The sequence below is a fragment of the Thermomicrobiales bacterium genome, from assembly GCA_037045155.1.
GTDB lineage: Bacteria > Chloroflexota > Chloroflexia > Thermomicrobiales > CFX8 > JAMLIA01.
The window spans coordinates 262,361-280,911 of record JBAOIG010000005.1 but is presented as its reverse complement, the minus strand read 5'-3'; the positions used below and the strand labels follow the sequence as shown (position 1 = coordinate 280,911).

Genomic DNA, 18,551 nt, shown 5'->3' with positions numbered 1-18,551 from the left:
ATCCATGTATGACACCTATCTCGGCACATCCTCTGGCATCCACCGCATCTCTGGCGACGGGATCCATCCGCTCGGACTGACGGGCCATCGCGTTTCCGCCGTCCATGCCTGGCGGTTCGGTAACGACGACAGTGTCCTCGCCGGGACGTATGGCGACGGTCTGTTCCGCAGTGTTGATAGTGGCGTTACCTGGACCCGGATCGAGGCCGGCCTTACCGCGCCCGCGTTCCGCACGATCGTCCCCGACCCGCTCAATCCTGAGGCAATTCTGGCCGGCGCTGAGCCGGCGCGACTCTTCCGCAGCATCGATCGCGGCGAGACTTGGTCCGAGCTCGATGCCATCGGGCGCCTTCCCGCCAGCTCCGATTGGTTCCTGCCCTACTCGCCACGGGCGGGAGCGCTTCGCAACGTCTATGCGCCGGGTCGGAGTCGTCGTCTACTGGCGTCGGTCGAAGTCGGCGGCCTGCTCGACAGCCCCGACGGCGGCGCAACATGGTCGATCGCGCCAGTGATCCAGGACGACGACATTCATCACATCACTGGCCACCCGGTTGACCCAGCGCTGCTCTACGCCGCGCTTGGCTATGCGGCTCTGAAGCGTGATGGAGATCGTGGCGAGTACCACCTCGGCGGAGTCGGCCGGTCGCGCGATGGCGGCGCGACCTGGGAGAAGGTCGAGACTGACTATACCCGGGCGACGTTGATTCCTCGTGCTGCGCCATCCCTCCTCCTTGCCGGGCCAGCCCCACGGGTCGGTCGCCAGGGCCGGATCGTCGTCTCCTCGGATGGTGGCGACAGCTGGCAGGCCGCCTCCGATGGAATCGACGTGCCGATGGAGGACATGGTCGAGCTCTTTGTCGAAGCGCCGGATGATACCGTCTGGGCGATCTGCTCGGGCGGGCGACTTCTGCGGGCCACGCCCGGCGAGTGGCGGTGGACGGCGGTCGTGCCGGCCGCGCTATCGTTGGAGGTCGAGTCCGTCGCGTTCGTGTCGCGCTGATCCGATCCCAGCCAGCTCCAGCAATACCGTCAGCACACGACTATCGAGCGCTGAGAACGGCGTGACCGTGACGAATCGAGCGGGGTCACCGCCTCGGTCGACGACGAACGGGCGCATTCCCGCCGCTTCGGCCGCGCGCAGCCCCGGCACAGCATCCTCGATCACCGCACACGCGGTCGCGGACACGCCGAGCGCGGCTGCTCCCGCGAGAAATGGCTCGGGTTCCGGCTTGCCGGTCCGCACGTCGTCCGCGCTGATCGTCGCGGCGAAGACATTGCCGAGATCGAACCGCTTCAGCACGATGTCCAGCTCTGCCCGGCGCGCGCCTGTGACGACCGCGAGTGGCATCCCCCGTCGAGCGAGCTCGCGCGCGAGCCACTGCCCGTCGTCACACGGCGCCACCAGCTCGTCGAAACGCGCCGTCATTCGCTCCAGCTTGTCGGCCATCAACGCTCCGATGTCGGCGTCGATGCGGTGACCCAGCAACCAGTCGGTCAGTCCGTCGCGGTCGGGCCGGCCAACGAGGAATTCCTCCCACTCGGCGTCGTTCGGCGTCGGCAGCCCGTGTGCGTCCAATGTTTCGACCATCATCTGGAAGTGGACCGGCTCCGAGTCGATCAGCACCCCATCCATATCGAACAGCACCGCCTCGATCTTCGACATCGTCCCTTTTCCTCGCACGTTACGCATCCGGCCATGACGTCGACTGCCAAGCCTGGCGCACACAATCACCCGCGCTCGTCACTTCACCACTCGCACAGTCTCGAACGTCGAATCCGCCATTCCGGAAATGTACATGCCCTCGGCGATCCCGACGCGAAGATAGTCGATCGTCGCTGCGGATATCCGTTCTCCTGGCGCGACAATGGGGATGCCCGGCGGGTACGGTGTGATTGCCTCGGCGCTGATCTCCCCGTGCGCCTCCGGGATCGCCACCGCGCGGGTTTGCCCCATGAACGCCTCACGGGGAGTCAGCTCCGCGACGCCGGCGAACAGCAGCTCCCCGACAGAGCGCGCGGCGGTGGAGTGCCTTGCCGGGCGCGGGCGCGCTGCCAGCATCGAAAACCCCCGGGCTGCCCGCCCGATTGACTCTGCGCTGTCTCCGATCGTAACCAGCAGCATCACGCTCAGCAGGTCGCTCATCTCGACATAGACCCCGTGCTCGTCGCGGAGATAATCCTCCGCCTCGTAGCCGGTCCAGCCTAGTTGATGCACATCCACCACGACGCGAGTCGGGTCCAGCTGAACACCCGGATGGCCTCCAATGATCTCCGGTCCGATAACCGCTAATCCCGAAAGCGCTCCCAACCGATCGCGCAGGTCGTTAGCCAGCTCGATCGTCCGCCCGAGAAGCCACTCTCCGTCCAGCGCCATCTGTCGTCGGCTCGCGTCGAGCGAGGCATAGATCAGGGCCGACGGGCTTGTCGTTTGCGCCATGTCCACGATCGTGCTCATCCGCTCGACATCGACCCGTCCGTGGCGCATGACCAGCGTCGAGCCCTGCGTGAGAGCTGCCAGCATCTTGTGAGTACTCGATACCCCCGCGTCCGCGCCGGCCTGCATCGCCGACAAGGGCAGCGCCGGGTGAAAGTGGAAGTGTGGCCCCCAGGCTTCGTCCACCAGCAGCGGCTTGCCGGCCTCGTGGCAGACGCGGGCGATCTCAGCCAGGTCGCAGCTCACCCCGACGTATGACGGACTCGCGAGCACGACGGCCTTCGCGTCGGGGTGGCTCGCCAGCGCGTCAGCGATACGTCCCGGAGTGATAGCCAGCGGCAGATTCCGTGCCGTCTCGATCTCGGGCGTCAGAAAGACCGGTCGAGCGCCGCTATATATCAGGCCGGCCATCAGCGATTTGTGCAGCATTCTGCTGACCAGCACGGTCTCGCCATCCTGCGCCGCCGCCATCAGCATCGCGAGGTTGCCAGTCGTGCTCCCGTTTACCAGGAACCGCGCCTCGTCGCTTCCATACGCCGCCGCCGCCAGCTTCTCCGCCTCGCGCAGCAGTCCTTTCGACAGGTGGGTCGTGTCCACTCCGCCGCCGTGCGGGATGTCGCAAGCGAGCGCGTCGGGAAGCAGTTGTCGCAGGGTCGCCGGGGCGCCGGCTCCGCGCTTATGGCCCGGTGTTGAGAATGGCACGGCTGCAGTCCCGGCATATTGTTGCAGTGCCTCGATGAATGGCGCGTCCCGCTGATCCATCACTACCGAAATCCCCCTGTCCCAGGTTGCGCTGGCTGCTCACATGCTTCGGAGCGTCGGTCGACACGAGCTGTCTACCGCGCCGTTCCCGCCTCTGGTATGGTACGCCGCAATTGGCCGGTGCCGATGCGGCACGATCGAGCGCGCAGCGCAGACAGGAGCGTCCGGATGTCCGCACACGGCGATCGGTCGAGTCACCACGGCGGCGAGGACGATCTGTTCGACGATATCCGCGAGTTCCTATCCGAGAATTCCACCGACCGTATCTACGAGGATCTCGCAACCGCATACGGATATGCCAGTGCATTTGTCGACCGAGAGCTCCGCGGCGTCGATGAGTTCGATCGCATGCTCCGGGCTCTCGAGCGCCTCGTCGGGGATGTGCTCGGCGACGTGATCGATCCTGAGCTGCGTCCCAAGGTCTCCGAGACGCTCTATCTCTATGGCCTCGCACATTACTCTCTGATGCAGCAGATCGTCCACGGCGACGCGGAGAATGCTGAAGGCGAAGACGAGGACGACGCGCCGAGGCCGCTGATCATCTATGACGTCTGGTTTCCGGGCGATGTGGCTATCGAGCGCGCCCAGGATGGCCTCTATCTGCATCTGAGTGATGGTCGAATCGATCTATCGATCTACCTTGGCGTCGCGCCCAATGAGCGTGGCGCTCTCGTCGATCTTGTCGATCACTGGGGGTACGCGGCGGCCAACACCAAGCCTGGTGAACGCGAGGCCGACCTCGCCGGCACAGTCCCGATGCTCACCGTCGAGATCGACTACAACGGCTCCGAGCTGGTTGACGCAGATGATCATGTCGATGTGCTCTTCTTCGATCACGAAGGCGAGCCGCTCGTTCGCATGCACGTTCGCGCAACAGACCTGCGCACCATTGTCGACGAGCTCCAGTCCGCGGAGCGTGAGGACACCCTCTAACCATATTTTTGCCTGTCACGAGTCACACCCTGAAAGGACGCACTGTGCCCAACCGGTATACCCCCGAGATGGCCGTCGATCTTCGAGTTCCGTTCGACATCCGACTCTCTCCAGACGGCCAGCAGGTTCTGTTCCGCACCGAGCCGATCGGCCACCACCAGAAGGATCGCACCTCGACGATCTTCGTCGTCCCGTCTGATGGAACGGGACTTCCCAGCGCGCTGACCGGGAGCGATTGCAACAACACTGCGCCATGCTGGTCGCCGGATGGCGCCAGCGTCGCCTTTCTGTCCGACCGGGTCGAGCGTGGCCGGCAGCAGATCCATGTCATTCCTGCCCGCGGAGGTGAGGCGCTCTGTCTGACCTGGCTCAACGGGGGCGTGACTCAGCCGGCCTTCGCCCCGGACGGCCGATCGATCCTCTTCACCGCTCGCCGGAGAGCGTTGGCCGGCCTGAAAGATCCCGAGCGCGAGTACCGTGTCGAGAGCGAGGTCTGGAGGCCGCACGGCCTCGCCGCCGTCGCTGTGACCGGCGGCCCGCCCGCACTCATCGGCCCTCGCGATGGTCACGTCTGGGCATTTGCTATTTCGCCGGACGGATCGACGATTGCTGCGCTCGTGTCCGACACCGAGGACCTCTCGGCTACCTGGGACAATGTCCTCCTGGTCACCACCGCCCTTGATGGCGCTGACCAGCGCGAGCTGTTGCGTCTCAGTGGCTTTCCCGGTGTCCCGGTCTGGTCGGCAGATGGCCGCGCGATCGCCGTCGTCGGCTCACGCGCGCCTGACATCGACCCGACGAACGTGTTTGTCGTTGATGTCATCTCCGGCAATCTGGCCGTCCTCGACGACCGCGGCATGACTCCGACCGTAGTCGCCTTTGACGGCGACGACCTGCTCGTCCATTCTGTCGAAACTCAACACACCCGAATCGATCGCACCGACCCTCATGGCGCCGAGTGGGAGCAGATCAATCTCGGTTCCGAGCTTGACGGCGCATGGGTGGACCCACGGGCCGGTTGGGACATCCGCGCCGGCCGTTTCGCGGTTGTTGGCGCGTTCCCCGATCATCCTGCGAATGTCTACTCGGGTCCCCTTGGGGGCGCCGCGCGGCGCCTTACCGACCTCAACCCGCAGGTGCGAGGCGTCAGCATGGCGGACATGGAACCGCTGCGCTGGAACGCGACCGATGGCACCGTCGTCCACGGCTGGCTGATGCTTCCTCCCGGTCACCCGGGTGGACCGTTGCCGCTCGTTGCCGCCATCCACGGCGGCCCGTCCTGGCAATGGGGCAACTGGTTCCACGGCACCTGGCATGACTGGGGCCAGATTCTCGCCGCGGCCGGGTACGCAGTCTTCCTGCCGAACCCTCGCGGCAGCACCGGTCGGGGTGGCCAGTTCACCGGCGCAAACCGCTACGATTTCGGCGGCGGCGACTTCGACGACATTATGACTGGTGTCGATCTGCTGATCGAGCGCGGTGTTGCCGATCCGGACAGGCTCGGCATTTGCGGCTGGTCATTCGGTGGGTTCATGACCGCCTGGGCCGTTGGTCATACCGATCGCTTCAAGGCCGCTGTAGCCGGCGCTGCGCCCACCAACTGGGTCTCCAAGATCGGCACGACCGACATTCGCCCGTTCAACGAGTGGAACCTCGGCGAGGTCAATACTGATCCGGACCGTTCCTGGGATCGTTCGCCGATCCGGTACATCCGCAACGCCACGACGCCGACACTCATGGTCCATGGCCAGGCAGACGTTCGTGTGCCGGTCACCCAGGCGACCGAGTTCTACTCGGCGCTCAAGGCAGCCGGAGTCCCGGCCGACATGGTCTCCTACCCACGTCAGGGCCACGCGTTTCACGAACGTGCGTTCGAGCTCGATCTGCTCCAGCGCCTCGTTGGCTGGTTCGAGCGGTATCTCGGTTCCGGCGCGGCTCCGGGAAACGACTGATGCCACGCCTCACAGCGAACGGCGTTGAGCTCTACTACGAGGATCTCGGCGAGGGCCTGCCGCTCGTGCTGCAGGCCCATCATCATCAAGCCTGGATGCCGTTTCAGGTCGCCTACTTCTCGCAGTTCTATCGTGTCATCACCTTCGACCGGCGTGGCACAGGCCGCTCCGGATCGCCCGACGGCGAGTGGCGTGCCGCCGACTTCGCTGCGGATCTTCTTGGCCTGCTGGATGGCCTCGATATCGACCGCGCAATCGTCGCTGGCGCGTCGCTCGGTGGCGTCATCGCCTGCCAGTTCGGGTTGGATTTCCCCGACCGCTCGCTCGCCCTTGTCATCGGTCACACTGTCCCCTGGCTCGATGAACTGTCACGAGACTGGCTGGACGAACAGATCGATATCGTCGAATCCGGCGACCGGCCGATCGTCAGTCAGCCTCGTTCGTTCCCCTGGCAATCCGAAGGTCCGCCAACCCAGCGGCCGGGCTTCAGCGACTCCGACCTTGGTCGCCTGTTCGCCACGATGCCCGCCCCGGTTGGCCGCACGCCGGCCGACGCGACCCGGATGCTCCGCGCGATGCGCGCCTGGGACGTTCGCCCGCGGGCTGCCGAGCTTGCCGCATTGTCGGTTCCTGTCCTCGTGCTGGTTGGCGGCAACGAGCCGCAACAGACCATCACCGGCTCCTACGAGTGGCACAAGATGATCCCCGACAGTGAGTTCGTTATCCTCCCGAATGCTCACCATGGGGCAGCCCGCGAGGACCCTCTCGCCTGGAACGCCGCCGTCCACGGTTTCCTCCAGCGTCACGGTCTCAGCAGCGAGGCGCCGCTGATGCCCTACAATGCGTTCGCGACCGACCGCTGACGAGAAGACGAGGAGCGGCACATGAATCGAGCCTGGAGTGACCCCGCCACCGAGGCGGCCATCCTCGACGATATCTCTCTGGATGAGCCCTGGGCACTGATCGAGCGCTTCAGCCAGCTCACCCGCCTGTCCGGCTCAGACGAAGAAGCCGAGGCTGTCGAATACATCACCGATAAGCTGGCGAGCTGGGGTATCGAGCACGTCGTCTACCATCCGACCTGCCTCATCAGTCTGCCCGGGCCGGCCACACTCCGCGTGGTTGGCGACCCGGGCGCTGAATACGTCGTCAAGACTCCTGCGTTTTCGCCAACGACCGACGGACGAGAGATCGAGGCCGAGCTCGTCTACGTGCCCGGCAATCAGGCGGCCGGGATCACCGAGCTGTTCTCCGACCAGCGCACCGCCGCCGGCCAGGACCTGCGGGGGAAGATCGTGATGACCGAGGGGCTCGGTATCGCCGCGCGCGGGTTTGACCTCGCGGAATCCGGCGCAGTCGCAGCTCTCTTCATCAATCCCGGCCATCGCATCCACGAAGGAATTACGACTACGGCCTGGGGCTCTCCCGATCTCACCTCGCTCGATCGAACTCCGCCCGTCCCGATCATGACGATCAACCGACCCGATGGCGAGGAGCTCATCGACCAGCTTCGCAAAGGTCCCGTCCGCGTCGCCTTTTCCAACCAGACCGATACTGGCTGGCGCGAGATTCCCGTCATCGTCGCCGAAATCGAGGCGAGAGCTGCCACCGAGGATTTCCTGCTCTTCCATGGCCATCTCGATTCGTGGCATGTCGGCGTCGGCGACAACGCCACCGGCGATGCCACTCTGCTCGAGCTGGCTCGTGTCTTCCAGCGCCACCGCGACAAGCTCGATCGCTCGGTCCGCGTCGCCTGGTGGAGCGGCCACTCGCACGGCCGGTATGCCGGATCGACCTGGTATGCCCAGGAGTTCGCGCACGACATCCTCCAGAACTGCGTCGCGCACGTGAACTGCGATTCTCCCGGATGCCGTTGGGCCAGTGTCTACGAAAACGTCGCCTGGATGAGCGAGGCCGCCGACTTCGTCAGCGCCGTTATCCGCGATGTCACCGGTCAGGAGTCGACCGGCGAGAGCCATGTTCTCCGCGCCGGCGACTGTTCGTTCAACAACCTCGGCGTCACGACCTACTTCATGCTGTCCTCGACCATGCCGCAGGATCTCATCGCCGAGAAGGGCTACTACCCCGTCGGCGGCTGCGGCGGCAACATCGCCTGGCATACCGAGGACGACACGATCGGGATCGCCGACCGCGACAACCTCTTGCGAGACATGCGGGTCTATGCCGCCGCCATCCTTCGCACCGTCAATGCGCCGATCCTGCCGTTTGACTACTGCGCGACAGTGGACGAGATTGCGGCTGCCGTCGGCCGGTATCAGGCTGCTGCCCGGAATATGTTCGACTTCGAGCCGACGTTTGACCTGCTGGAAGCGCTCCACGACGCCCTTGACGAGCTATACACGTCGTTCGACTCGATCGGTGATGATCCCGAGCTGCTCGCCTTTGCAAACGATCTCCAGATCGACGTGGGACGAATCCTCGTGACGCTCGGCTACACCCGCGACGGCCGCTTCCGCCAGGACCCGGCGCGGGGCATCCCCCCAGTCCCGGCACTCGCCTCCGCGATGCAACTTGCGGACGCCGGAGACGATATGCGCCATGTGATTCTCAACGACCTCACTCGTAGTCAGAACGAGGTCGTCTGGGAGCTCATCCACGCCATCGAGGCCGTCGAGAATGCGCTCCTCTGGCAGGAGCTGCCAGCAGAGCAGGACTAGCGCGATTCAGTGGTGTCGATCTCGTAAAGAAAGGGGTGGCCGGCCCAATGCCGACCACCCCCGGGACTACCGTCGTTCGGTTGTCTACTTCTCGACCCACCAGGTCTCAGCGTTGAACCGCGTGTTCTGCTGATTCGGGAAGTAGTTGTGCACGCGCTTGTTCACGCCGGTGATGCCCTGGCTGAAGATCGTCACACCCATCGGGACGTCAGCCAGAAGCGCATTCTGGAACTCGGTGTAGAGCTCGATCCGCTTCTTCTGGTCCGGTTCTGCCGCCGCCTTCTTCAGCAGATCGTCCACCTTCGGGTTGCAGTACTTGACCATGTTGAAGCCGGCCTTGTACGAGTCGCAGGCCCACATCGCGGACTGGTCAGGTGTCGCGTCCCAGCCAAAGCCGACCAGGAACGTTTCGAAGTCGAACGTCTCCGTGATGCGCGAGACCAGCTGCTGGAACGGTTCTGGCTGCGGCGTCATCTCGACGCCGACAACCTTCCAGTACTCCTGCATGGCCTGCAACATCTGAATATGAATGTTGTTGCCGCCGATGCCGTACATCGTGAACGACAACCGCTGGCCGTCCTTGGCCCGGACGCCGTCGGCGCCTGGCGCCCAGCCGGCCTCGTCGAGCAGCTTCTTGGCCGTATCCACGTCGTAGTCGTAGCGCAGCTCGGGCTTGATGCCCTTCGCGTTTGCCGCCCAGGACATCGTCGGAATGGTCCCGACCGCCACCTCGGCGTAGCCGAAGTAGATGTTCTCGACGATCGCCTCCCGGTCGAGCGCGTACATCAGCGCCTGCCGCACTTGCACATCCTGGAACTTGGTCGTCTTCGTCTCGTCCAGGTTGGTTGCATAGAAGATGAAGCTGAGCTGCGGGTAGACGGCGATATTCACGTCGGTGTTCTTGAAGTCCGGAACCTGCGAGCCATCGACGCCAGCGAAGATATCAACCTCACCGGTCTTCAGCTGCTGAATCCCCGACGCCGAGTCCGGGACGACCTTATAGATCACCTCGTCGAGCGCCACCTTGCCATCCCAGAAGTCGTCGTTGCGCACCATCGTGACATGGTCGCCGGTGATCCACTCCTTGAACTTGAATGGCCCGGTCCCAACCACGCGCGACGGGTCCGCCCCGGTCGAGCCCGGATCCTGCTGGATGCTCGCCGGAGGGGTGTCCTTCCAGATGTGATTCGCGAAGATCCACGCGGCCCCGAGGTCGATCGGCGCGTCAACGACTCCGAGCTTCAGCTTGAAGTCGACGGTGAAGTCATCGATCACATCGACCGAGGCGATCTTCGATGTCAGACTGGAGGTCTGGTTCGAGCCGCTCTCGGGATTCATGAACAGGTCGTAGGTCAGCTTCACATCCTGCGCGGTGAATGGCTTCCCATCGTGCCAGCGCACGCCATCGCGGAGGAAGAACGTCCACTCTGTCGCGTCCGGCGCTGCCTCCCAGGCCACGGCGAGGTTGCCGGTCGGCTCCAGCGTGTCCGGGTTCGTCTCGATCATGCTCTGCATGTAGAGCGAGATCACGTTCCACGACGGCGAGTCATTCTGCAGCAGCGGGTTGAGCGTGCGGATGTCGAGACTGTCCGCCTGAATCAGTGTCCCGCCGGTATTCTTCGGCTCCTCGATGGTCTTGCCCATCAGCCGGTCGCCGCCCTCGGTGCGGATGCCGCCGCCGGTTGATGGCGACCCGACCGGGGAGCTCCCCGTCACTGGGCTTGCCGCCTCGGTCGCGGCCTCGGTCGCGGCCGGCGCGGCCGTTGTCGGCGTTCCGGCTGAGCCGGGGGCCTGTGTGGCGGCCGGCGCGGCTGTCGTCGCTGTCGACTCCGTGGCGCTGCCACCGCAGGCGGCCAGCAGGCCGGAGACAACCGTCAGGCCGGCGGCGGCGCCCAGTGCCCGTCGCAGCAGCCCGCGTCGGGTCAGCCGGCTATTGAGTGAATACCCTGACTGATCTGACGATGAGCTCGAATCATCCCCCATCGAGAATCCTCCTCTGTGCCAATACGTCTCTTGAATCTGGTGATCGCCTTCCGGCGGCCCGTAAGATGGTACGCATGCGCTGCGACACATGTCCAGTATCTGGCGACCCAACCTGGAAATCCCCATAGCGGTTGCCGTTCGGACCGATGGCAGCCTGCTGCCTCGATGAGGTGACGCCCTGTTCACGGCCCCGAATATCACGAAGGGTGGCCGGCCCGATGCCGACCACCCCCGGACTACCGTCGTTCGGTTGTCTACTTCTCGACCCACCAGGTCTCAGCGTTGAACCGCGTGTTCTGCTGGTTTGCAAAGAAGTTGTGCACGCGCTTGCTCACACCAGTGATGCCTTGGCCGAAGAATGTCACCCCCATCGGGACATCGGCCAGTAGCACGTTCTGAAACTCGGTATAGAGCTCGATGCGCTTCGCCTTGTCCGGCTCTGCCGCCGCCTTCTTCAGCAGGTCGTCCACCTTCGGGTTGCAGTACTTGACCATGTTGAATCCGGCCTTGTACGAATCGCAGGCCCACATCGGCGACTGATCTGGCGTTGCGTCCCAACTGAAGCCGACCAGGAATATCTCGAAATCAAACGTCTCGGTGATTCGTGAGACGAGTTGCTGGAATGGTTCTGGCTGCGGCGTCATCTCGACACCGATCTTCTTCCAGTCCGCCTGCATAGCCTGCAGTGTCTGTACCGCGATGTTGTTCCCCGAGATGCCATACATCGTGAACGACATCCGCTGGCCGTCCTTGGCTCGAATGCCGTCAGCGCCAACCACCCAGCCGGCCTCGTCTAGCAGTTGGTTCGCCTTATCCACGTCGTAGTCGTAGCGCAGCTCTGGTTTGATGCCCTTTGGATTCGCCGCCCACGACATCGTCGGCAGCGTCCCAACCGCTACCTCGGCGTAACCGAAATAGATGTTCTCGGCGATGGCCGGCCGGTCGTGCCCGTACATCAGCGCCTGGCGCACTCGTGCGTCCTGGAACTTCGTCGACTTTGTCTCGTCGAGGTTCGTGCCGTAGAACGAGAAGCTCAGTTGCGGGTAGATGACGATATTCACATCGGTGTTCTTGAAATCCGGAACCTGCCCGGCATCGACGCCCGGGAAAATGTCAATCTCGCCGGTCTTCAGCTGCTGAATCCCCGACGCTGTGTCTGGGACGATCTTGAGGATCCACTCATCAAGTACGACCTTGCCATCCCAGTAGTCGTCATTCTTCACCAGCGTGACATGGTCACCGGTGACCCACTCCTTGAACTTGAATGGCCCGGTCCCGACCACGCGCGACGGGTCCGCGCCGGTCGAGCCCGGGTCCTGCTGGACAGCTGATGGGGCGACATCCTTCCAGATGTGGTTCGCAAGGATTGCGTAGCTACCGAGGTCGATCGGGGCGTCAACCACCCCCTGCTTCAGCTTGAAGTCGACGGTGAAGTCATCGACCACATCGATTGAGGCGATCTTCGCTGCCAGACCGGAGGTCTGGTTCGAGCCGCTCTCGGGATTCATGAACAGGTCGTAAGTGAACTTGACGTCCTGCGCAGTGAACGGCTTCCCGTCTTGCCAGCGCACGCCATCGCGGAGGAAGAACGTCCACTCTGTCGCGTCCGGCGCTGCCTCCCAGGCCACGGCGAGGTTGCCGGTCGGCTCCAGCGTGTCCGGATTCGTCTCGATCATGCTCTGCATGATGAGGGAGATGACGTATCCGGAGGGCACGTCGTTTTGGAGAACCGGGTTGAGCGTGCGGATGTCGAGACTGTCCGCCTGAATCAGGGTCCCGCCGGTATTCTTCGGCTCCTCGATGGTCTTGCCCATCAGCCGGTCGCCGCCCTCGGTGCGGATGCCGCCGCCGGTTGATGGCGACCCAACCGGGGAGCTCCCCGTCACCGGGCTTGCCGCCTCGGTCGCGGCCTCGGTCGCGGCCGTTGTCGGCGTTCCGGCTGAGCCGGGGGCCTGTGTGGCGGCCGGCGCGGCTGTCGTCGCTGTCGATTCCGTGGCGCTGCCACCGCAGGCGGCCAGCAGGCCGGAGACAACCGTCAGGCCGGCGGCGGCGCCCAGCGCCCGTCGCAGCAGCCCGCGCCGGGTCAGCCGGCTATTGAGTGAATATCCCCCAAGGTCGGGCGTTGCGTTCAGGTCGTCCTTCATTACAGATCCTCCCACGTTGGAATCAAGAGCCATCACGTTGGCGGCTGGCCCGCCGCCAATCGCGCCGCTCATGCTACGCGCACTCCGGGCCTCTGTCCAGCAATTGAAAAGTCGCTCAGTCTGATGCTTTGGTCAGCTGCTGACGCCGGTCCTCGACCGAGCTCAATAGCCGACGGCGCCGTAGGCGAAGCGTCGCAACATCCCGCCGGAGCCGCTCCTCCTCGCGCTTGACGAACCGCGCCAGGTCGGCGCGCGGGCGTCGGCGGAGCGTCCCGAGCGTGCTCTCGGCCAGCTCCTCGAGCTCCGCCTCCAACTCGGCGATCTCCACCTCGCGCTCGGTCAGTCGCGCCCGCATCGTCCGCGTGTCGCGGGTCATCTCCCCCGCGTCCGCCTTCGACCAGATCGTCAGCAACCGGCGCAACTGCTCGATATCGCCGGCCTCGTTCGCCGCGTTCGCCAGCCGCATCACAGCCTCGCGTCGCGCCCGGTCCCCCGTGTCGCGCGCCAGGTCGGGATGGATCATCCTCGCCAGCGCCCGGTAGAGCTGGCGGAGATTCGCATCGGCATTCTGTCGGGGGGCGCGAGCCACCATCGTGCCTGTGCGCTCGTCGCGGTGCTGCCGCCACTCTGCCCAGAACTGCGCCTCCTCGGCGCGTTCTGCCTGCTCCTCGTGATCGAGCTCGTGGTCGGAGAGCGCCCGGCTGGCGAACGTCAGCCGCTCCAGCCGAATCTCCAGTCGTTGGATTTCGGATCCAATCCGATCAATATCTCGCCGCAGCAGCCCGATCCGCTCGTCGATCTGCAGGCGCAGCCGTTGCTGGGCCGCCTGCTCTGCGACGATCAGCTCGCGCAGATGCTCGATCCGTCGATTACGCCGCGCGATCTCGACATCCAGCTGGACGCGTTCTAGCTCGTCCAGCAGCGCCGGCAGAAGAAGTCCGGGGCTGGTCGGTGCTGTCTGATCGTTCACCACTGCTTCACGCTGCTCGTTAACCGTGTCGTGATGCTCCCACCGGCCGTGACCGCCAGCACCCGCTGGCCCGAATCGAATGGGCCGGGAAAATAGGCGTCCTGTCATTCTACCGACTGGCTTGCCCACCATACCAACGCTGTTCCGTGGCCGGTTCCTATAATTGCCATCGAAATGGAGGTCCTCAACGTGACCGAGGCAGACCGCGCCACCGCGCCGCGATATCGATACCGTGCCTGGGATGACACTCAGTCCGTCCCCGCGATCTTGCCCGCCGACCTTCTCGCCGCCCTCGCCGATGATCTGCTCTCCGGCAGCATCGACCAGGCGCTCGACAAGGCGCTCCACCGCGGCGTCGCGTCGGGCGACCTGGAGGCGCTCGGCCTCGACGAACTCCGCGAGCTGCTACGCCGCCAGCGCCGCGAGCTCCTCGACGCGATCGCTGCCGATCCCGAGCTCCAACGCCTCGTCGACCAGCTCCAGCAGGGCGGCGCGCAATCGCTCGACGCCGACCTCAGCCGTCTGCTCGACGCCCTCACTGCCAACGCCGCCACCTCCGCCCGGATGATCTCCGGCCTCGACGCCGACCAGCGCTTCCCGCTCGACGCCGCCCTCCGCGAGCGTCTCGCCGACGCCGGCCGGCACCTCGACTCCGACGACATCAACCTCTCGATGGGCGGCGCCAGCCAGGGTTTGCTGACGCAGATTGCCCATCTCAGCGCCCTCGACGACCTTGAGAAGCAGGTGCGAAGCGTTCGGCGCGTCGATGATGTCGATCTGATCGACGAACAGCTCGTCCGTCACGCCCTCGGTGACCGCGCAGCCGATGGATTCACCCGCCTCGCCGTGAGTCTCCAGACGTTCTCCGACTCCGGCTATCTGCGTGGCAAACCCGGCAAGCGCCAGCTCTCCGCACGCGCCATCAGACTCATCAGCGTCGAGCTGCTGGCCCGCACGCTCGAACGGATCAGCGCGCACCGCTCCGGAGATCGCGCCGCGCGTGGCGTCGCCGGCCAGCACGACCTCACCGGCGCCAGCCGTCCGTACGAATTCGGCGACGCCCTCACCCTCGACCTCGGCGCCACCGTCATGAGCGCCGTGCGACGTGGCGGCGGCTCGCCCGTCCGCCTCCGCGCCGACGACTTCACCGTCTTCGAGCGCGAAGAATCCTCGCGCGCCGCAACGATGCTGGCCATCGACCTCAGCCGCTCGATGGGGGAGCGTGGCTATCTCCTCGCCGCCAAACAGCTCGCCCTCGGCCTGACCAGCCTCGTCCGGCAGCGCTACCCGCGTGACGAGCTCCTGCTGGCCGGCTTCTCCGACACCGCCCGCCAGCTTCAGCTCTCCGAGCTTCCCGCCCTCGGCTGGGACCGTTACGGCATGGGCACGAACATCCAGGACGCCTTGCGCCTCGCCCGCACCGCCCTCGCCACCCACCGCGGCATGCAGCGCACCCTGATCTTGCTCACCGACGGCGAGCCAACCGCCCATCGCGACCTCGAAGGCCGCGTCCACTTCCACCAGCCGCCCGGCCCAGAGGCGCTCACTGCGACCTACGCCGAGGCGCACCGCCTGCGGCGCGATGGCATCGACCTTGTCGTCTGCGTCCTCTCGCGTCACTTCCAGGTCGTCCGCTTCGCCGAAGAGCTCGCGCACCGGGCCGGCGGCGACCTCATCGTCACCTCGCCCGACGATCTCGCCGAAGCCCTCACCCTCCGCTTCGGCCGCCGCCGCTGATACAATCGCGTCCGGCCCTTGGGGGCGGATCGGGCCCGGTGGCTCGTGCGGTCTTCAAAACCGTTGTGGGGGGTGACGAGCCTCCCAGGTGGGTTCGACTCCCATGCGCCCTCGCCACTTGTTTTCCGCGTTTATATAGGAATATGGCGCGTCGCTAACCAGCGAACCCGATCGAAAGGACGCAGGCAAGCGATACTTGGTAGTGACCCGTGAAATAGGGGGAGGTACCACGTGATCCGCAATGTCGAAGTCCTTGACCAGCTCATCATCTACACCAGGTACGAGATGCCACCAGATGGGCTGGTCGAGGCTCTGGCTCCGTTCAAGGCGCAGTATCGAGAGATTCAAGTCGGAGGCGCGAGCGGACGTGCACCAGAACTGGTTCTGCTGGTCAACTTTGCTCTTAGCATGCTTAGCAATGGAACCTACGACCTAATGAAACCCGCTGTTGTGCGCGCATGGGATTGGGCCCGAAATCAGCTGTGGTCAGATAGAGTCGCCAACGAAACCGGCGCGCCTTCAGCTTCTCTGAAGCTATACGTGGAACTTGATAATCATCGACGAGCGAGATTCGATATTTCAACATCCGATCCTGCGGTGCTTGAGTTGGCGCTAGATCGTCTCCCCAAGATAATTGACTCTGTACAGAAGGACGGCGTTGGCCTTTGGCTCGAAGGCGAGTGGAAGTACTACGAGTGACAGACAATCCACACGAGGGAGTCGGCCTGAAATGTCCACACGACTTCCACGGTCGGGAGCCCTCGGCTCTGCGCTAGCAGAGCAGTTGAGAGTGGACGGCAGCGGTGCTGAACGCGCTGTTGTGCTGGCAATTCCAGACGATAGCGGGCACTTACGGACCGACGGGTTCGGTCTTCAAAACCGCTGTGGGGGGTGACGAGCCTCCCAGGTGGGTTCGACTCCCATGCGCCGTCCCTCCCCATCCTGACACCATCCCCTCAGCGCGCACGGCTGGGCGCGCTGCCGTCTGACGAGCACGGAGCGCAAGAGCGCCAGGTCGCCGATGGAGCCATGCTCGTGCTTCGGGTGTCCGATCGTTGCTGCGATGCCAGGTGCGACGGCGCCCAGCATCGCTCGCTGCCGCGGGTAGGTCAGACAGCCACGGCCCGCGCCGCGCCCACCGTCTCATCCTCGTGGAGCAATCCGTCGGTGATGCGCACGACACGGTCACACAGGTCGATCAGCCGCTCGTCGTGCGTGACAAGGATGCCGCCCTTCTCACGCTCGTGGACCTCCTTCGCCAGCATCTCCACGACCTGTCGCCCGCGAACTGAGTCGAGGCTGGCGGTCGGCTCGTCGGCCAGAATGATGCGCGGATCATTCATCAGCGACCGCGCGATGGCGATGCGTTGGCGCTGCCCGCCCGAGAGTTCTTCGGGGTAGTGGCCAGCACGATCCGTCATGCCAAGGTCGTGCAGCAGGCGGTCGGCGCGCCGCTCTGCCTCCGCACCAGGTAAGCCGATGAGGTGCGCGATGAAGAGCATCTGCTCCCGCCCGGTCAGGTAGGAAATCAGGTTCGACCCCTGGAAGATGAACCCATACTTCGCCAGCCGCAGCTGCGTTCGTTCCGCCGATGAACGTTGCGTGATGTTGGCGCCATCGAGGAGAACCTCCCCGTTCGTTGGCGTCAGGAGTGCGCCCGCAATCGACAACAGCGTCGACTTGCCCGATCCCGAAGGGCCAATGAGCGCCACCAGCTCGCCGATTCCGACCGTCAGATTGATGCCCTGGAGCGCATCAACGCGGGAGTCACCATCACCGAAGTGCTTGTCGATGCTCGTCAGCTCAAGGATGTTCGTCGTCATGATCGCTCTCCAATGCCCGTTTGATAGCCAGTTACCCAGCCTTGTTGATCGCGTCCAGTGGGTCGACCCGCGCGATCCGCGCGAGCGATAGTGCCGTGCCACTGACCGCGACGAGCAGCAGGACGCCGCCGAACAGGGCCATACGCTGCGTGGTGATGCTGTACGGGACCGCGTTGCCAATGATGAGCGCGAGCGTGTCTGCGATCGAGATCCCGATGAGCACTCCAACTACCGCCAGCGCAAGGACTTGCGTGATAAGCGTGCGCGCGAGATAACCAGTGCCGGTGCCGATCGCCTTCATCACGCCCAGCTCTGGCATCTTTTGCAACGTGATGATGTAGAAGAACGCGGCGATGATTCCGGCTGCGATAACCACCAGGAAGACCTGGATGAGCAGCAACGTGGCGTTTTGCTCCGACTCTCCCGGGATATGGTTGGCGATTTGATTGATGCTGCCGACCATCGTATTCGGCACAGTTTCGGGGATAGTCGCGATCGCTTGTGATGACCCGCGGACTACGATGGCCGTTACGTCGTCCTGCGTTGTGCCCTGCCGGATTGGCTGGATCTGCTGCCAGAGATCGAGTGGCATGAAGACGACCGGCGCCAGGCGATAGGTCTGGCCAGTCGTGATCCCCACCACGGTTAGCTCAACGCCATCTGGCTCGGTAGTGAACGTGTCACCCAGACGGATGCCGTCGTCGACGAGCGACTCGTCGATGACCACGCCATGCGCTTGCGCGCCGAGGCGATTCCCCTTCTGAATTCGGGGCTCCAGCACGCCACCGGGGACGACGCCAAAGAATGAGACCCCCAGGAGCTTTGTCTCGCCTTGCTTCCTGATGCTCGCTGATGACACGCCGAGCGGCTCTGCAGTCTCAATCCCAGCAATGGATGCAATCCCACGAGCTTTGTCGGCCCCGACGGAAGAGCGATCCAGGAGATAATCACTCCCGTTGCTAATGACCATCCCATCGATCGGCATCGCATCTATCGCGGCGGTATTGCCGGCGCTGAGACCGTTGGCAAGTCCGGAGAGAATAAAGACGAGACTCGATACCATAACGATGACGCCAGTGATTAACGCGAACCGCAACTTGGCGTGCCGAATCTCACGGAGCGCAAGGAACACAGG

The 18,551-nt window shown here is 64.4% G+C and carries 14 protein-coding genes and 1 tRNA gene; 8 read left to right on the top strand and 7 right to left on the bottom strand.

Going from position 1 to position 18,551, the window contains the following annotated elements:
* Positions 1–4 precede the first annotated feature (4 nt).
* The gene (locus tag V9F06_11480) at positions 5–1,000 is read left to right on the top strand and encodes a hypothetical protein (protein ID MEI2618223.1); all 996 of its coding nucleotides are present in this window, start codon (positions 5–7) and stop codon (positions 998–1,000) included.
* Here the strand turns inward: V9F06_11480 and V9F06_11475 are convergent.
* Together V9F06_11475 and V9F06_11470 are read right to left on the bottom strand one after the other, a co-directional pair.
* Positions 959–1,663: an HAD family phosphatase gene (locus V9F06_11475; GenBank protein ID MEI2618222.1), complete on the bottom strand. Its 705-nt coding sequence runs from the start codon at positions 1,661–1,663 to the stop codon at positions 959–961. The two genes, V9F06_11480 and V9F06_11475, sit on opposite strands and share 42 nt — an antisense overlap.
* Positions 1,664–1,741: 78 nt before the next feature.
* On the bottom strand, positions 1,742–3,196 hold the full coding sequence (locus tag V9F06_11470; GenBank protein MEI2618221.1) for an aminotransferase class I/II-fold pyridoxal phosphate-dependent enzyme: 1,455 nt from the start codon (positions 3,194–3,196) through the stop codon (positions 1,742–1,744).
* Between the two features lie 168 nt (positions 3,197–3,364).
* On the opposite strand from V9F06_11470, the gene V9F06_11465 reads away from it, so the two are divergent.
* Genes V9F06_11465 through V9F06_11450 form a run of 4 tightly spaced genes read left to right on the top strand, consistent with a single transcriptional unit; the run spans position 3,365 to position 8,759 of the window.
* The gene (locus tag V9F06_11465) at positions 3,365–4,129 is read left to right on the top strand and encodes a hypothetical protein (GenBank protein MEI2618220.1); all 765 of its coding nucleotides are present in this window, start codon (positions 3,365–3,367) and stop codon (positions 4,127–4,129) included.
* A 44-nt stretch (positions 4,130–4,173) separates the two neighbouring features.
* Complete coding sequence (locus V9F06_11460; protein MEI2618219.1) at positions 4,174–6,081, top strand: S9 family peptidase; 1,908 nt, start codon at positions 4,174–4,176, stop codon at positions 6,079–6,081.
* Positions 6,081–6,944: an alpha/beta hydrolase gene (locus V9F06_11455; GenBank protein MEI2618218.1), complete on the top strand. Its 864-nt coding sequence runs from the start codon at positions 6,081–6,083 to the stop codon at positions 6,942–6,944. The genes V9F06_11460 and V9F06_11455 overlap by 1 nt, the downstream gene beginning before the upstream one ends.
* A 21-nt stretch (positions 6,945–6,965) precedes the next feature.
* The gene (locus V9F06_11450; protein MEI2618217.1) at positions 6,966–8,759 is read left to right on the top strand and encodes a M28 family peptidase; all 1,794 of its coding nucleotides are present in this window, start codon (positions 6,966–6,968) and stop codon (positions 8,757–8,759) included.
* An 84-nt stretch (positions 8,760–8,843) separates the two neighbouring features.
* Here the strand turns inward: V9F06_11450 and V9F06_11445 are convergent, their stop codons facing one another.
* The 3 genes from V9F06_11445 to V9F06_11435 all read right to left on the bottom strand — a co-directional run bounded on the left by V9F06_11445 (position 8,844) and on the right by V9F06_11435 (position 13,856).
* Positions 8,844–10,742 carry an ABC transporter substrate-binding protein gene (locus V9F06_11445; protein MEI2618216.1) on the bottom strand — a complete coding sequence of 633 codons (1,899 nt, stop codon included), beginning with the start codon at positions 10,740–10,742 and terminating at the stop codon, positions 8,844–8,846.
* Between the two features lie 254 nt (positions 10,743–10,996).
* Positions 10,997–12,886 (bottom strand): ABC transporter substrate-binding protein, encoded by a 1,890-nt coding sequence (locus V9F06_11440; GenBank protein ID MEI2618215.1) that lies wholly within the window; start codon positions 12,884–12,886, stop codon positions 10,997–10,999.
* A 115-nt stretch (positions 12,887–13,001) separates the two neighbouring features.
* Complete coding sequence (locus tag V9F06_11435) at positions 13,002–13,856, bottom strand: hypothetical protein (protein ID MEI2618214.1); 855 nt, start codon at positions 13,854–13,856, stop codon at positions 13,002–13,004.
* Positions 13,857–14,045: 189 nt separating this feature from the next.
* Between V9F06_11435 and V9F06_11430 the strand changes: the two genes are divergently transcribed.
* The 3 genes from V9F06_11430 (at position 14,046) to V9F06_11420 (ending at position 16,292) form a co-directional block, all read left to right on the top strand.
* On the top strand, positions 14,046–15,593 hold the full coding sequence (locus V9F06_11430; protein MEI2618213.1) for a VWA domain-containing protein: 1,548 nt from the start codon (positions 14,046–14,048) through the stop codon (positions 15,591–15,593).
* Positions 15,594–15,613: 20 nt separating this feature from the next.
* Positions 15,614–15,710: transfer RNA gene (locus V9F06_11425), tRNA-Sec, on the top strand.
* 114 nt (positions 15,711–15,824) lie between these two features.
* Positions 15,825–16,292 (top strand): hypothetical protein, encoded by a 468-nt coding sequence (locus tag V9F06_11420; GenBank protein ID MEI2618212.1) that lies wholly within the window; start codon positions 15,825–15,827, stop codon positions 16,290–16,292.
* A 410-nt stretch (positions 16,293–16,702) separates the two neighbouring features.
* Here the strand turns inward: V9F06_11420 and V9F06_11415 are convergent, their stop codons facing one another.
* Positions 16,703–17,416, bottom strand: coding sequence for an ABC transporter ATP-binding protein (locus tag V9F06_11415; GenBank protein ID MEI2618211.1), 714 nt, complete (start codon positions 17,414–17,416; stop codon positions 16,703–16,705).
* A 31-nt stretch (positions 17,417–17,447) separates the two neighbouring features.
* Positions 17,448–18,548: an ABC transporter permease gene (locus V9F06_11410; protein MEI2618210.1), complete on the bottom strand. Its 1,101-nt coding sequence runs from the start codon at positions 18,546–18,548 to the stop codon at positions 17,448–17,450.
* Positions 18,549–18,551 lie beyond the last annotated feature (3 nt).

Coding starts and splice junctions, on each gene's coding strand:
- V9F06_11480 (MEI2618223.1), top strand. CDS start 5: ATGTATGACACCTATCTCGGCACATCCTCTGGCATCCACCGCATCTCT.
- V9F06_11475 (MEI2618222.1), bottom strand. CDS start 1,663: ATGTCGAAGATCGAGGCGGTGCTGTTCGATATGGATGGGGTGCTGATC.
- V9F06_11470 (MEI2618221.1), bottom strand. CDS start 3,196: ATGGATCAGCGGGACGCGCCATTCATCGAGGCACTGCAACAATATGCC.
- V9F06_11465 (MEI2618220.1), top strand. CDS start 3,365: ATGTCCGCACACGGCGATCGGTCGAGTCACCACGGCGGCGAGGACGAT.
- V9F06_11455 (MEI2618218.1), top strand. CDS start 6,081: ATGCCACGCCTCACAGCGAACGGCGTTGAGCTCTACTACGAGGATCTC.
- V9F06_11450 (MEI2618217.1), top strand. CDS start 6,966: ATGAATCGAGCCTGGAGTGACCCCGCCACCGAGGCGGCCATCCTCGAC.
- V9F06_11445 (MEI2618216.1), bottom strand. CDS start 10,742: ATGGGGGATGATTCGAGCTCATCGTCAGATCAGTCAGGGTATTCACTC.
- V9F06_11440 (MEI2618215.1), bottom strand. CDS start 12,886: ATGAAGGACGACCTGAACGCAACGCCCGACCTTGGGGGATATTCACTC.
- V9F06_11415 (MEI2618211.1), bottom strand. CDS start 17,416: ATGACGACGAACATCCTTGAGCTGACGAGCATCGACAAGCACTTCGGT.